At 66.5% G+C, this 13,295-nt stretch carries 13 protein-coding genes; 11 read left to right on the top strand and 2 right to left on the bottom strand.

From position 1 onward, the window contains the following. Positions 1–2 precede the first annotated feature (2 nt). The 11 genes from nuoL (at position 3) to BGO82_RS08790 (ending at position 12,092) form a co-directional block, all read left to right on the top strand. Positions 3–2,027 (top strand): NADH-quinone oxidoreductase subunit L, encoded by a 2,025-nt coding sequence (gene nuoL, locus BGO82_RS08740; protein WP_291305169.1) that lies wholly within the window; start codon positions 3–5, stop codon positions 2,025–2,027. Continuing rightward, positions 2,024–3,526 (top strand): NADH-quinone oxidoreductase subunit M, encoded by a 1,503-nt coding sequence (locus BGO82_RS08745; RefSeq protein WP_291305170.1) that lies wholly within the window; start codon positions 2,024–2,026, stop codon positions 3,524–3,526. The genes nuoL and BGO82_RS08745 overlap by 4 nt, the downstream gene beginning before the upstream one ends. 9 nt (positions 3,527–3,535) lie before the next feature. Beyond that, positions 3,536–4,984, top strand: coding sequence for an NADH-quinone oxidoreductase subunit NuoN (gene nuoN, locus BGO82_RS08750; protein WP_291305171.1), 1,449 nt, complete (start codon positions 3,536–3,538; stop codon positions 4,982–4,984). After that, positions 4,985–5,809 carry a biotin--[acetyl-CoA-carboxylase] ligase gene (locus BGO82_RS08755; protein WP_291305172.1) on the top strand — a complete coding sequence of 275 codons (825 nt, stop codon included), beginning with the start codon at positions 4,985–4,987 and terminating at the stop codon, positions 5,807–5,809. Beyond that, on the top strand, positions 5,809–7,485 hold the full coding sequence (locus BGO82_RS08760) for a ribonuclease J (RefSeq protein WP_291305173.1): 1,677 nt from the start codon (positions 5,809–5,811) through the stop codon (positions 7,483–7,485). Before BGO82_RS08755 ends, BGO82_RS08760 begins: the two co-directional genes overlap by 1 nt. Before the next feature lie 9 nt (positions 7,486–7,494). Next, positions 7,495–7,743 (top strand): DUF1467 family protein, encoded by a 249-nt coding sequence (locus BGO82_RS08765; RefSeq protein WP_291305174.1) that lies wholly within the window; start codon positions 7,495–7,497, stop codon positions 7,741–7,743. A 47-nt stretch (positions 7,744–7,790) separates the two neighbouring features. Then, positions 7,791–8,069 (top strand): type II toxin-antitoxin system RelE/ParE family toxin, encoded by a 279-nt coding sequence (locus BGO82_RS08770; RefSeq protein ID WP_291305175.1) that lies wholly within the window; start codon positions 7,791–7,793, stop codon positions 8,067–8,069. A gap of 7 nt (positions 8,070–8,076) precedes the next feature. Then, positions 8,077–8,400, top strand: a complete 324-nt coding sequence (locus BGO82_RS08775) for a HigA family addiction module antitoxin (protein ID WP_291305176.1) — start codon at positions 8,077–8,079, stop codon at positions 8,398–8,400. 299 nt (positions 8,401–8,699) lie between these two features. Beyond that, positions 8,700–10,049, top strand: a complete 1,350-nt coding sequence (gene proS / locus BGO82_RS08780) for a proline--tRNA ligase (protein ID WP_291305177.1) — start codon at positions 8,700–8,702, stop codon at positions 10,047–10,049. A gap of 59 nt (positions 10,050–10,108) precedes the next feature. Then, on the top strand, positions 10,109–11,413 hold the full coding sequence (locus BGO82_RS08785; RefSeq protein ID WP_291305699.1) for an ABC transporter permease: 1,305 nt from the start codon (positions 10,109–10,111) through the stop codon (positions 11,411–11,413). Continuing rightward, positions 11,406–12,092, top strand: coding sequence for an ABC transporter ATP-binding protein (locus BGO82_RS08790; RefSeq protein WP_291305178.1), 687 nt, complete (start codon positions 11,406–11,408; stop codon positions 12,090–12,092). Before BGO82_RS08785 ends, BGO82_RS08790 begins: the two co-directional genes overlap by 8 nt. 67 nt (positions 12,093–12,159) lie before the next feature. Here BGO82_RS08790 and BGO82_RS08795 read toward each other — a convergent pair whose 3' ends face one another. Both BGO82_RS08795 and BGO82_RS08800 read right to left on the bottom strand, forming a co-directional pair. Next, positions 12,160–12,975, bottom strand: coding sequence for an isocitrate lyase/phosphoenolpyruvate mutase family protein (locus BGO82_RS08795; protein ID WP_291305179.1), 816 nt, complete (start codon positions 12,973–12,975; stop codon positions 12,160–12,162). Further along, positions 12,972–13,295, bottom strand: coding sequence for a hypothetical protein (locus BGO82_RS08800; RefSeq protein ID WP_291305180.1), 324 nt, complete (start codon positions 13,293–13,295; stop codon positions 12,972–12,974). Before BGO82_RS08800 ends, BGO82_RS08795 begins: the two co-directional genes overlap by 4 nt.

Here is a 13,295-nt window from a genome sequence, read left to right on the forward strand (position 1 = left end):
TCGTGATCCAGGCCATCGTCTTCTTTCCGCTGATCGGCGCCCTGGTGGCAGGGCTGCTCGGGCGCGTCATCGGCCACCGCACGTCGGAATACGTGACCACGGGCCTGCTGATCGTCGCGGCGATCCTGAGCTGGATCACCTTCTTCGGCTACTGGTTCGCGCCCGAAGGGGCCGAGCACGCCGTGACCAAGGTCGAGATCATGCGCTGGATCGCCTCGGGCGACCTCGACCTGCGCTGGATTCTGCGCGTCGACACGCTGACTGCGGTCATGCTGATCGTCGTCACCACGGTGTCGAGCCTGGTGCACGTCTATTCCATTGGCTACATGGCCGACGATCCGCACCGGGCGCGGTTCTTCGCCTATCTGTCGCTGTTCACCTTCGCCATGCTGATGCTGGTGACGGCCGACAATTTCCTGCAGATGTTCTTCGGCTGGGAGGGCGTCGGCCTCGCCTCATACCTGCTGATCGGCTTCTGGTACACGCGGCCCGCCGCCAACGCCGCCGCCATCAAGGCGTTCGTGGTCAACCGCGTCGGCGATTTCGGCTTCGCGCTGGGCATCTTCGCCGCCTACATGGTGCTGGGGCATCTGGGGTTCGACGAGGCCTTCGCGGCCGTTTCGGGCGCCAGCGGCAAGACCATCCACTTCCTCAGCTGGGATCTCGACGCGATGACCGTCGTGTGCCTGCTGCTGTTCATGGGCGCCATGGGCAAATCGGCGCAGTTCCTGCTGCACACCTGGCTGCCCGACGCCATGGAGGGCCCGACCCCGGTCAGCGCCCTGATCCATGCGGCGACAATGGTCACCGCCGGCGTGTTCATGGTGGCGCGGCTGTCGCCGATGTTCGAGGCCTCGCCCTTCGCCATGAGCGTGGTGTTCGTGATCGGCGCCATCACCGCGTTCTTCGCGGCGACGGTCGGGCTGGTGCAGAACGACATCAAGCGCGTCATCGCCTATTCGACCTGTTCGCAGCTCGGTTACATGTTCGTGGCGCTGGGCGCTGGGGTCTATTCGGTCGGCATCTTCCACCTGTTCACCCACGCCTTCTTCAAGGCGCTGCTGTTTTTGGGCGCCGGCTCGGTGATCCACGCCATGCACCACGAGCAGGACATGCGGAACATGGGCGGGCTGCGCCGCAAGATCCCGATCACTTACTGGATGATGCTGATCGGCACCTTCGCGCTCACCGGCGTCGGCATTCCGTTCACGCCGCTCGGCTTCGCCGGCTTCTTCAGCAAGGACGCCATCATCGAGGCCGCCTATTCGGTGGGCGGGAACCTGGGCACCTTCGGCTTCTGGTCGCTGGTGATCGCGGCGGGCTTCACCAGCTTCTATTCCTGGCGGCTGATCCATCTGACCTTCCACGGCGAGCCGCATCACGACGCGCCGGCGGCGCATGACGACCACGCGGCGCATGACGACCATGGCCACGATGCGCATCACGCCTTCGACCATGCGCATGAGAGCCCCACCGTCATGCTGGTGCCGCTCTACATCCTCGCGGCGGGCGCGGTGCTGTCAGGCACGGTGTTCACCGGCTATTTCTTCGCCAATCCCGAACTGGTGCAGCATTTCTTCAACGGCGCCGTCGCGGTGGTGACCGAGCGCTACGAGGCCGCGCACCACGTGCCGGTGCTGGCAAGTCTGGCGGCGACCATCGCCATGCTGATCGGCTTCGGCGTCGCCTGGTACATGTACATGGTGGACCGCACCGCGCCGGCGCGGCTCGCCGCGTCGAACCGCGGGCTCTACCAGTTCCTGCTCCACAAATGGTACTTCGACGAGCTCTACGACCGCATCTTCGTGCGTCCGGCCTTCTGGATCGGCAACGCGCTGTGGAAGGGCTTTGACGACTGGCTGGTCGACCAGACGCTGGTCGAGGGCCTCGGCGCCCGCGTCAAGGACGTGACCAACCGCGTCGTCCGCCTGCAGTCGGGCTACCTCTATACCTATGCATTCGTGATGCTCATCGGGATCGCGCTGCTTTTGACCTGGGCCATCGTTGCCGGAGGGCTCCTGGGATGAACTCGATCCTGACGCTCGTCACTTTCCTGCCGCTGCTCGGCGCCGCCATCCTGCTGTTCGTGCCGGCCGGCGACAGCGGCAAGACCGCCGCGCGCTGGGTGGCGCTGGTCGTGTCCGCCGCGACCTTCATCCTGTCGCTGTGGATGTGGTCGCGTTTCGACAATGCCAACCCCGGCTTCCAGTTCGTCGAGAACTACGAGTGGATCGGCTCGTCCATCGGCTACCGCATGGGCGTCGACGGCGTGTCGGTTCTGTTCGTGGTGCTGACGGCGCTGCTGACGCCGGTGGTGGTGATCTCGAGCTGGAACTCGATCCAGACCCGCGTGCGCGACTACATGCTGGTGTTCCTGATCCTCGAGACGCTGTGCATCGGGGTGTTCACCGCGCTCGACCTCGCGATGTTCTACGTGTTCTTCGAGGGCAGCCTGATCCCGATGTTCCTGATCATCGGCATCTGGGGCGGCAAGCGGCGCATCCAGGCGGCGTACAAATTCTTCTTCTACACCTTCACCGGCTCGGTGCTGATGCTGCTCGCCATCATGGCGATGTACTGGCAGGCCGGCACGCTCGACATCCGCAAGCTGCTCGCCTTCCATTTCGATCCGGCGCTGCAGACCTGGCTGTGGCTGGCGTTCTTCGCCTCGTTCGCGGTGAAGATGCCGATGTGGCCGTTCCACCGCTGGCTGCCGGAGGCCCACGTCGAGGCGCCCACCGGCGGCTCGGTGATCCTGGCGGCGATCCTGCTGAAGCTCGGCGGCTACGGCTTCATCCGCTTCTCGCTGGCGATGTTCCCCGACGCCTCGGTGCAGTTCGCGCCGTTCGTGTTCACGCTCTCGGTCGCGGCGATCGTGCTCACCTCGCTGGTGGCGCTGGTGCAGACCGACATGAAGAAGCTGATCGCCTATTCGTCGGTGGCGCATATGGGCTTCGTCACCATGGGCATCTTCTCGGGCAACGTCATGGGCGTGCACGGCGCGGTGTTCCAGATGATCTCGCACGGTATCGTGTCGGGCGCGCTGTTCCTGTGCGTCGGCGTCGTCTACGACCGGCTGCACACGCGCGACATCGCCGCCTATGGCGGGCTCGTCTCCAACATGCCGCGCTACGCCGTCGCCTTCATGGTGTTCACCATGGCCAATGTCGGCCTGCCGGGCACCTCGGGCTTCATCGGCGAGTTCCTGACAATGATCGGCACCTTCCAGGTCAACACCTGGGTGGTGTTCTTCGCGGCGTTCGGCGTGATCCTGTCGGCGGCCTATGCGCTCTACCTCTACCGGCGCATCATCTTCGGGGCGCTGACCAAGGAGTCGCTCAAGGGCCTGCTCGATCTCGACGCGCGCGAGATCACCGTGCTGGTGCCGCTGGTCGTGCTCACCATCTTCTTCGGCTTCTATCCAGCGCCGATCCTCGATGCGACCGCCGCATCGGTGAACCTCGTCGCGGAAAACTTCAGCAAGGCGATCAGCACCGGCGCGGCGCTCGTCGCGTCGGTGAACTAGGGAACAGTGATGACCTCCGATCTTACGAGCTTCGCGGCCCTGGCGCCGGCCTATCCCGAACTGCTGCTGGCGGTCGGGGCGGTGGTGCTGCTGCTCGCCGGCGTGCTGTTCTCCAGGGAGCGCTCGACCGGCCTGGCGCTCATTTCCATCGTGCTGCTGATCGCGGTGATCGCCGTGGCCCTGTGGCAGCCGGCCGAGGGCACGCTGTTCAATGGCGGCTTCATCGTCGATGGCTTCGCCCGCTACATGAAGCTTCTGGTGCTGGGCGGCTCGGCGGTGACGCTGATCCTTTCGACTTCGGCCGCCAAGCCGTTCGGCCTCGACAAGTTCGAATATTCGATCCTGGTGCTGCTGGCGACGCTGGGCATGATGGTCATGGTGTCGGCCAACGACCTGATGAGCCTGTATGTCAGCCTCGAGCTGCAGAGCCTCGCGCTCTACGTCGTCGCCGCGCTCAAGCGCGACGATTCCCGCGCCACCGAGGCCGGCCTCAAATATTTCGTGCTCGGCGCGCTCGCCTCGGGCCTGCTGCTCTACGGGGCGTCGCTGGTCTATGGCTTCACCGGGCTGACCCAGCTCGACCAGATCGTCGGCGCTATCGCCGGCGAGCATCGCTCGATCGGGCTGATCTTCGGCATGGTGTTCCTGCTCGCCGGCATCGCCTTCAAGATCTCGGCCGTGCCGTTCCACATGTGGACGCCCGACGTGTACGAGGGCGCGCCGACGCCGGTGACGGCGTTCTTTTCGACCGCGCCGAAGGTTGCGGCCATGGCGCTGATCATCCGCGTGGTGACGGTGAGCTTCGGGCCGATCACGCATGACTGGCAGCAGATCGTGGTGTTCCTGTCGATCGCCTCGATGGTGCTGGCCGCCTTCGCCGCCATCGGCCAGAACAACCTCAAGCGCCTGTTGGCCTATTCCTCGATCGGCCATGTCGGCTTCGCGCTGGTCGGGCTCAGCGCCGGCACCGCGGTGGGCGTCGAGGGCGTCGCGATCTACCTCGCCATCTACATCACCATGAACATCGGTTTCTTCGCCGTGCTGCTGTCGCTGCGCACTGCCGACGGCGCCTATGTCGAGACCATCCCGCAGCTCGCCGGCCTGGCGCAGAAGCGGCCGTTCGTCGCCGCCATCATGGCGGTGGTGATGTTCTCGTTCATCGGCCTGCCGCCGCTCGCCGGCTTCTTCGCCAAATGGCAGGTGTTCCTCGCCGCCATCGATGCGCATCTGTTCGCGCTGGCGATCATCGGCGTGCTGGCGAGCGCCGTGAGCGCCTTCTACTATCTGCGTATCGTCAAGGTGATGTATTTCGACGAGGCCACCACTGAGTTCGAGGCTGCGCCGGCCGAACTCACCGCCGTCATGGCCGTGACCGGCTTCCTGCTGGTGACGTATTTCGTCACCGTCGGAGCGCCGCTCTACAACGCTGCCCACGCGGCGGCCGGAAGCCTGTTCTAATTGGCCAGTTTCTGGCTCGGGCCTGTTGCCTCGGCGCGAGGTTTCCGCGTCTTCGGCTTCGACGAGATCGGCTCGACCAGCACCGAGGCGGCGCGCGCGGCCGGGGCCGGTGATGCCGGCGATGTGTGGTTCGCGGCGCTGCGGCAGACCGCGGGACGCGGCCGCCGCGGCCGCGTCTGGGAGACGCCCTCCGGCAATCTCGCGGCGAGCCTGCTGCTGGTGCCCGGCTGCGATCCGGCCGCCGCGGCGACGCTGGGGTTCGTTGCCGGCATCGCGCTCAACCGGGCGCTGATCGCCGCCCTGCCGGCCGGAGTAGTGAAGCAGGGCATCGACGGCGCCGACGGGGCAGGGCACCGTCTCGCGCTCAAATGGCCCAACGACGTCCTCGCCGACGGCGCCAAGCTCGCCGGCATCCTGCTCGAGGCGCACAAGCGGCCCGATGGATCGCTGGCGGTGGTGATCGGCTTCGGCGTCAATGTCGTATATGCACCTTCCGGGTTGCCTTATCCGGCGACCAGCCTGGCCGATCTCGGCCTGGCGGCCAGCGCCGAAACGCTGTTCGCCACGCTGGCGGAGGAATGGGTCGTCGCCTACGAGCTGTGGAACGGCGGCCGCAATGTCGGTGCCGTGCTGGCCGAGTGGCGTTCGGCCGCTGCCGGCATCGGCGCCGAGGTGGCGGTGAAGCGCGACACCGACGTGGTGCGCGGCATCTTCGAAAACATCGATGAGAGCGGCCGGCTGATCGTTCGGGCCAATGACAATTCGCGCATCGCCATCTCGGCCGGCGACGTGCATTTCGGCGTGACCGCCACTGTGAGGGCCTGATGCCGACACCCCGTCCCGACGAACTGGTGTTCGTGCCGCTTGGCGGCGTCGGCGAAATCGGCATGAACATGGCCGCCTACGGCTTCGGCCCGCCCAGCGGCCGCAAATGGATCGTGGTCGATTGCGGCGTCACCTTCGCCGGTCCGGCGCAGCCCGGCATCGAACTGATCATGGCCGACCCGACCTTCCTCGAGGACAATGCCGAGGACGTGCTGGCGCTGATCCTGACGCACAGCCACGAAGACCATTACGGCGCCGTGCTCGATCTCTGGCCGGCCTTCGACCGGCCGGTCTATGCCACCGCCTTCACCGCCGCGATGCTCAGCGCCAAGCGCGCCGCCGACAACATCGTCGACGACGTCGCGGTGCGGCCGATGCAGGTGGGCAAGCCCTTCACCGTCGGCCCGTTCACCATCGAGGCGATCAACGTCGCCCACTCGATCCCCGAAAGCTGCGCTCTCGCCATCACCACCCCGGTCGGGCGCGTGATCCACACCGGCGACTGGAAGCTCGATCCGCGTCCCATCGCCGCGCCGCCCACCGACGAGGCGCGCTTCCGGGCGCTCGGCGCCGAGGGCATTCCGATCGCGCTCGTCTGCGACAGCACCAACGCGCTCAAGGACGGCGAGAGCCCCAGCGAGGACGAGGTGGCGGCAACGCTCGCCGCGCTCATCGCCGAGGCGCCGCACCGGGTGGCGCTCACCACCTTCGCCTCCAATGTCGGGCGCGTCATCTCCATCGCCCGCGCCGCCGCAAAGGCCGGCCGCCAGGTGGTGATGTCGGGCCGGGCGCTGCACCGGATCACCACCATCGCGCGCGAATTGGGCATGCTGGAGGGGTTGCCGCCGTTCCTCGACCAGGACGCGTTCAAGACGCTGGCGCGCGACAAGATCGTGGTGCTGTGCACCGGCAGCCAGGGCGAGGCGCGCGCCGCCATCGCCCGCATCGCCCGCGGCGAGCACCCGGCGATCGACCTCAACGCCGGCGACCGGGTGATCTTTTCGTCCTGGGCCATCCCCGGCAACGAGCGCGAAGTCATCGACATCCAGAACCTGTTCATCGATCGCGGCATCGACGTCATCACCCAGCATGACGGTCTGGTGCACACCACCGGCCACCCGCGCCGCGAGGAACTGAAGCGCCTCTACGACTGGGTGAAGCCGGTGACGCTGGTGCCGGTGCATGGCGAGGCGGCGCATCTCGAGGCGCATGCCGCGCTCGGGCGCCAGCACGGCATCGCCAACGTGGTGCACGCCCGCAATGGCGACATGATCCGGCTGTTCCCCGAGGTGACGCAGTTCCCGGGCGAGGTGCGCACCGGCGAGCTCTATCTCGACGGCAACGTGCTGTGCACCCCCGAGGAATCCGGGGTGAAGGGACGCCGCCGCCTGAGTTTCGGCGGCCATATCGTGGTGAGCGTCGTGGTCGACCGGAGCGGTGGCATCGTCTCCGGCCCCGATTTTTCCATCGAGGGTCTGCCCGAGGTCGAGGACGACGACGAGTCGCTGACCCGGCTGGTGCGCAACACCGTCAACGGCGCGCTCAAATCGATCCCGCCCAAGCGGCGCGCCGACCCCGACGTGGTCGACAACGCGCTGCAGCGCGCGGTGCGCGGCGAGGTCAGCGCCTGGTGGGGCAAAAAGCCCAATGTGACGGTGTTCGTGCACCGGGTATAGGCTCACGCCATGATCGCTCCCGCCACCTTCATCGCTATCTATTTCGTGGTCTGGTGGACGTGCCTGTTCATCGTGCTGCCGTTCGGCGTGCACAACCAGGTCGACGCCGGCGAGATCGTCCCCGGCACCGACCCGGGCGCGCCGGTCAAGCCCATGTGGTGGGCGCGCGTGCTGTGGACGACGCTGCTCTCCATCCCGGTCACCGCGCTGCTGCTCTGGGCCATCAGCGCCGACTGGCTGCAGGAGTACTGGCGCTAGTGTCAGCGGATCGTTGACACCTGTCAGCGGATTGCTTACATTGAGGCGTGATCCGCAGCTTTCGCAGCAAAGGTCTGGCGGAGCTGTGGTCCACCAACCGCAGCAGCCACATCGACACGCGGTTGCAAGCGAGGATCATGCGACGGTTGCTGGCGCTGCGCGACGCAGCATCGTTGGACGCGCTGCGGGTTCCAGGCTTCGATTTCCACGCCCTGCATGGATACGAGCCAACGCGCTACTCCATTCACGTCAATGGACCGTGGTGCCTGACATTCGAGTTCGAGGATGGTGACGTGTACCGGCTCGACCTCGAGCAATATCACTGAGGTGACGATGGACTATCCGGCTGCCCGAGATCCTGACCGCCCGCCGATGCATCCGGGTGAACTGCTGCGTGAGGACGTATTGCCGGCGCTTGGACGAAGCCGGAAGGAGATCGCCGGGCTGCTCGGCATTTCCCGGCAGCATCTCTACGATATTCTCAACGAGAAGAAGCCCGTGACGGCGGCGACGGCCCTGAGGCTGGGCAAGCTGTTGGGCAATGGGCCCCAACTCTGGGCCAATCTGCAACTCAGATACGACGTCTGGCATGCCGAGCGCGACATCGATGTCAGCGCAGTGCCGACGCTGGTACAGCCGCGCGACGAGGCGGCCTGAGCGCAAGTCCAAAAGAAAAGCAGGGCGCGAAGCCCTGCCGTGAATAGTTTGACGACAATACGCTGGTCTTAGGCACGCAGTGAAGCGGCGGCCAGCGCTCCTCCCTTGACGTTGTCGACGTCCGGCGACTTCGAGGCCGCCTGTAATTTATTGCGCGAGAGCCTAACAAGGCGGATACGTGCTGTCACCTAGATTCTGCGACGATTTTGCGACCGGCGGCGGGGTGGACACGGCTTGACCGATGCGGTCTGACTGGGGCACCCAATGCCCGCGAGTCGACCGGCTTCTTAGGGGTTTCCATGCGTCTCAGCCGCTATTTCCTGCCCGTCCTGAAGGACTCTCCGAAGGAAGCCGAGATCGTCTCGCACAAGCTGATGCTGCGCGCCGGCATGATCAAGCAGCAGGCCGCCGGCTCCTATTCCTGGCTGCCGCTCGGCTACAAGGTGCTGGAGAAGGTCGTTCGCATCGTCGAGGAGGAGCAGAACCGCTCCGGCGCCATCGAGCTCAAGATGCCGACGCTGCAATCGGCCGACCTTTGGCGCGAATCCGGGCGCTACGACGCCTATGGCGAGGAGATGCTGCGCCTCAAGGACCGGCACAAGCGCGACATGCTGTACGGGCCGACCAATGAGGAGATGATCACCGACATCTTCCGCACCTTCGTGCACTCCTACCGCGACCTGCCGCTCAACCTCTACCACGTGCAGTGGAAGTTCCGCGACGAGGTGCGGCCGCGCTTCGGCACCATGCGCAGCCGCGAATTCCTGATGAAGGACGCCTATTCCTTCGACCTCGATTTCGCCGGGGCGCAGCAGGCCTTCTACCGCATGTTCGTCGCCTATCTGCGCACCTTCTACCGCATGGGGCTGGTGGGCATTCCGATGCGCGCCGATTCCGGCCCCATCGGCGGCGACATGAGCTACGAGTTCCACGTGCTGGCCGACACCGGCGAGAGCGCGGTGTTCCTCGACGCCGACCTCGTGCACAAGCCCATCCCGCCCATCGACATCGACTTCCGCTCCGATCTGACGCCGATCTTCAAGGACTGGACCTCGCTCTATGCGGCGACCGACGAGATGGTCGACGAGGCCGAGTTCCGGGCCAAGGTGCCGGCCGACAAGCAGCTCAGCGCGCGCGGCATCGAAGTCGGCCACATTTTCTACTTCGGCACCAAATATTCCGATCCCATGAAGGCGACCGTCACCGGCGCCGACGGCAAGGAGGTCACCGTGCACATGGGTAGCTACGGCATCGGGCCGACCCGCCTCGTGCCGGCGATAATCGAGGCGAGCCACGACGACAACGGCATCATCTGGCCGGTGTCGGTGGCGCCGTTCGAGGTCGAGCTGATCAACCTCAAGGCTGGCGACCACGACACCGATTTCGCCTGCGACAAGCTCTATGACGCGCTGCAGGATGCCGGCCTCGACACGCTCTACGACGACCGGGACCAGCCGGCCGGCGCCAAATTCGCCACCGCCGACCTGATCGGCATCCCGTATCAGCTGATCCTCGGGCCGCGCGGGCTCAAGGAGGGGAACGCCGAGATCAAGCATCGCAAGACCGGCGAGCGCGAGACGCTGCCGGTCGCCGCGGCCGTCGACCGGCTCAAGGCCCTGATCGAGCCCGAAAGGCGGAACACGGTTTGAGCGACGCCGCGGCTGCGCCCACGCACCACACCGCCGGCCCGTTCTCGCGCTTCGAGTGGATGCTGGCGGGGCGCTATCTGCGCTCGCGCCGCCGCGACACCTTCATCTCGGTGATCTCGGCGCTGACGCTGATCGGCGTCGCGCTGGGCGTCGCCACGCTGATCGTCGTGATGTCGGTGATGAACGGCTTTCGCGATGAGCTGCTCACCAAGATCCTCGGCCTCAACGGCCATTTCACCGCCTATCCGATCGATGCCAAGTTCACCGATTACGACCAGACGGCGATGAAGATCGAGAAGGTGAACGGCGTGCTGTTCGCCATCCCCTATGTCGAGGGCCAGGCGCTCGCCTCCGGCCAGCAGGAATCGGCGGGCGTGTCGGTGCGCGGCATCTCCGCGGCCTCGATCGACAAGCTGAAGCTGTTGAAGCAGGGGGCGGTGCTGGGCGGCTGGGACCAGTGGGACCAGTCCAAGGGCGTCGCCATCGGGCAGCGCCTCGCCGAAAAGCTGGGGCTGACCATCGGCGACCAGATCACCATCGTGAACCCCAACGGCGCCAATACGCCGTTCGGCAAGACGCCGCAGATCCGCAGCTACCCGGTCAACGTCATCTTCAATTTGGGCATGGTCGAGTTCGACAGCTTCTACGTCTACATGCCGATGCAGCAGGCGCAGAGCTATTTCAAGCTCTACGAGGACGTGCTGAAGCCGGGCGTGACGCCGCCCGGGCCGGAGGCCAGCGACGCCGAGATCGATGCGGCCTACCAGCGCCAGTACCAGGCGACGGCGATCGAGATCTTCATCGACAACCCGGACAATGTCGGAGCGGTGCGCGACCGCATCCAGAAGCAGGTCGACCGGCCGCTGATCCTGTACGACTGGCAGCAGCGCAACGAGACGTTCTTTTCGGCGCTGCAGGTCGAGCGCGTGGTGATGTTCGTCATCCTGTCGATGATCATCCTGGTCGCCGCCTTCAACATCATCTCGTCGCTGATCATGCTGGTGAAGGACAAGGGCAGCGACATCGCCATCCTGCGCACCATGGGCGCGACGCGCGGCTCGATCATGCGCATCTTTTCGATGACCGGCACCGCCATCGGCGTCGGCGGCACGCTGATCGGCCTCGTGCTCGGGCTGATCGTCGCCTCCAACGCCGAGACGCTGCGCGCGTTCGTTTCCAACCTCACCAACGTACCGATCTTTCCGCCCGAGGTGTTCTTCCTCTCGAGCCTGCCGTCCAAGATCGACGTGACCGAGGTGAGCGTCGTCGCCGGCCTCGCGCTCGGGCTCAGCTTCCTTGCCACGCTCTATCCGGCCTGGCGCGCCGCGCAATACGATCCGGTCGAGGCGCTGCGCTATGAGTGAGCCGCATCTGAGGCTGCGCGGCGTCCACCGCCATTACGGCAGGGGCGAGACGCTGGTGCGCGTGCTGGAGGCGGCCGACCTCGACGTGGCGAGCGGCGAGCTGGTTGCCATCGTTGCGCCGTCCGGCGCCGGCAAGTCGACGCTGCTGCATCTGAGCGGCCTGCTCGAGCGGCCGCAGGCGGGCGAGATCGAGATCACCGGCACCCCAACCTTCGCCTTGTCCGAGCGGGGGCGCACGCTGCTGCGCCGCACCACCATCGGCTACGTCTACCAGTTCCACCATCTGCTGCCTGAATTCACGGCACTCGAAAACGTCTCGATGCCGCAATTCATTGCCGGCAAGGGGCAAAGCGAGGCGAACCGGCGCAGCCAGGACCTGCTCGACCTGCTCGGCGTCGGCAACCGCGCCACGCACCGGCCGGCGGAGCTGTCGGGGGGCGAGCAGCAGCGCGTCGCCATCGCCCGCGCCGCCGCCAACCACCCGCAGGTGATCCTCGCCGACGAGCCCACCGGCAACCTCGACCCCGCCACCTCCGATCTGGTGTTCGCCGCCCTGCAGGACCTGATCCGCAACGAAGGGGCCGCCGGCCTCATCGCCACGCACAACCACGATCTGGCCCGCCGCGCCGACCGCATCGTGACGCTCAAGGACGGTCTGGTGCAGCCGCTGGTGCTCTGAAACTTGCAGTCGGTCCCCTCGTCCCTCAGGGGAGAGGTGATCCAGAGCGTAAACCCGATGTGGCGGGTCACTGACCCGTCATCAGCCTGTTCACCGCGCCGGTCGACAAAATCCCTTCGGTCCATCCGAACGTGCCCGGTCCGGCCAGCTCCGCGGCCGCGTTCTTCAGGGCCGTGTAGGCGACGCGCGACAGCCCGCCGCCGGTGCTGACGCGGCGGACGCCGGCGGCCTCGAGCTCGGCCAGCGAGGGGCCGGGGCCGCCGCGGACGACGTTGACCGGCCTGGTCACCGACTGCACCACGGTGCGGATGGCGTCGAGGCTGGGCAGGCCGGGGGCGAACAGCACGTCGGCACCGGCCTTCTCGAACGCCTGCAGGCGGCGGATGATCTCGTCGAGGTCGGGCTGGCCCCAGAGGAAACCCTCGGCCCGCGCCACGAACATGAACGGGAAATCGAGGCTGTGCGCCGCCTCGGCCGCCGCCGCGACGCGCTCGACGGCGTGGTTGAACTCGTAGATCGGGGCGCCCGGCGCGTTGGTCGCGTCCTCGATGGAGCCGCCGACGAGCCCGACCGCCGCGGCCTGGCGGATGGTTTCGGCGGCATCCTCGGGGCGCGGGCCGAAGCCGTTCTCGAGGTCGGCGGCCACCGGCAGATCGACCGAGTCGACGATCAGTCTGGCGTTCCACAGCGATTGCTCGCGGGTCACGCCGCCATCGGGCTTGCCGAGGACGAAAGCAAGGCCGGCGCTGCTGGTGGTCAGCGCCTTGAAGCCCTGCGCCGCAAGGATCTTGGCGCTGGCGCCGTCCCATGGATTGGGGATGGCGAACAGGCCGGGGCCGTGATGCAGCGCCTTGAAGATGCGGGCCTTTTCCGCCTGGCTCACGGCAGGTTCATGCCGAGCGTCTTGGCGGTCTCGGCAGCGGTCTTGCAGTAGGCGTCGGTCTGGTCCTTGGTCCAGTCCTTCTGCTTGGCATAGAGCGCGTGCGTCGCCTGGAACACGTCGACGTTGAACATGGCGTCGCCCGACGGCGCGTTGGCGTCGCGATAGGCGTCGACCTTGGCGCGGGAGATGGAGAGGTTGCACACGTCCGCCGAATTGTAGAGGCCGGCGAGTGTCGAGACGGCGGTGGCCCGATCGACCGCGGCGACGGCCGGCGCGGTGGCGGCGATAAGCAGAAGGGAGGCGAGAGCGGCTTTCAGCAT

Origin of the sequence: Devosia sp. 67-54 (genome assembly GCF_001899075.1) — a bacterium.
Classification (GTDB): Bacteria; Pseudomonadota; Alphaproteobacteria; order Rhizobiales; family Devosiaceae; genus Devosia_A.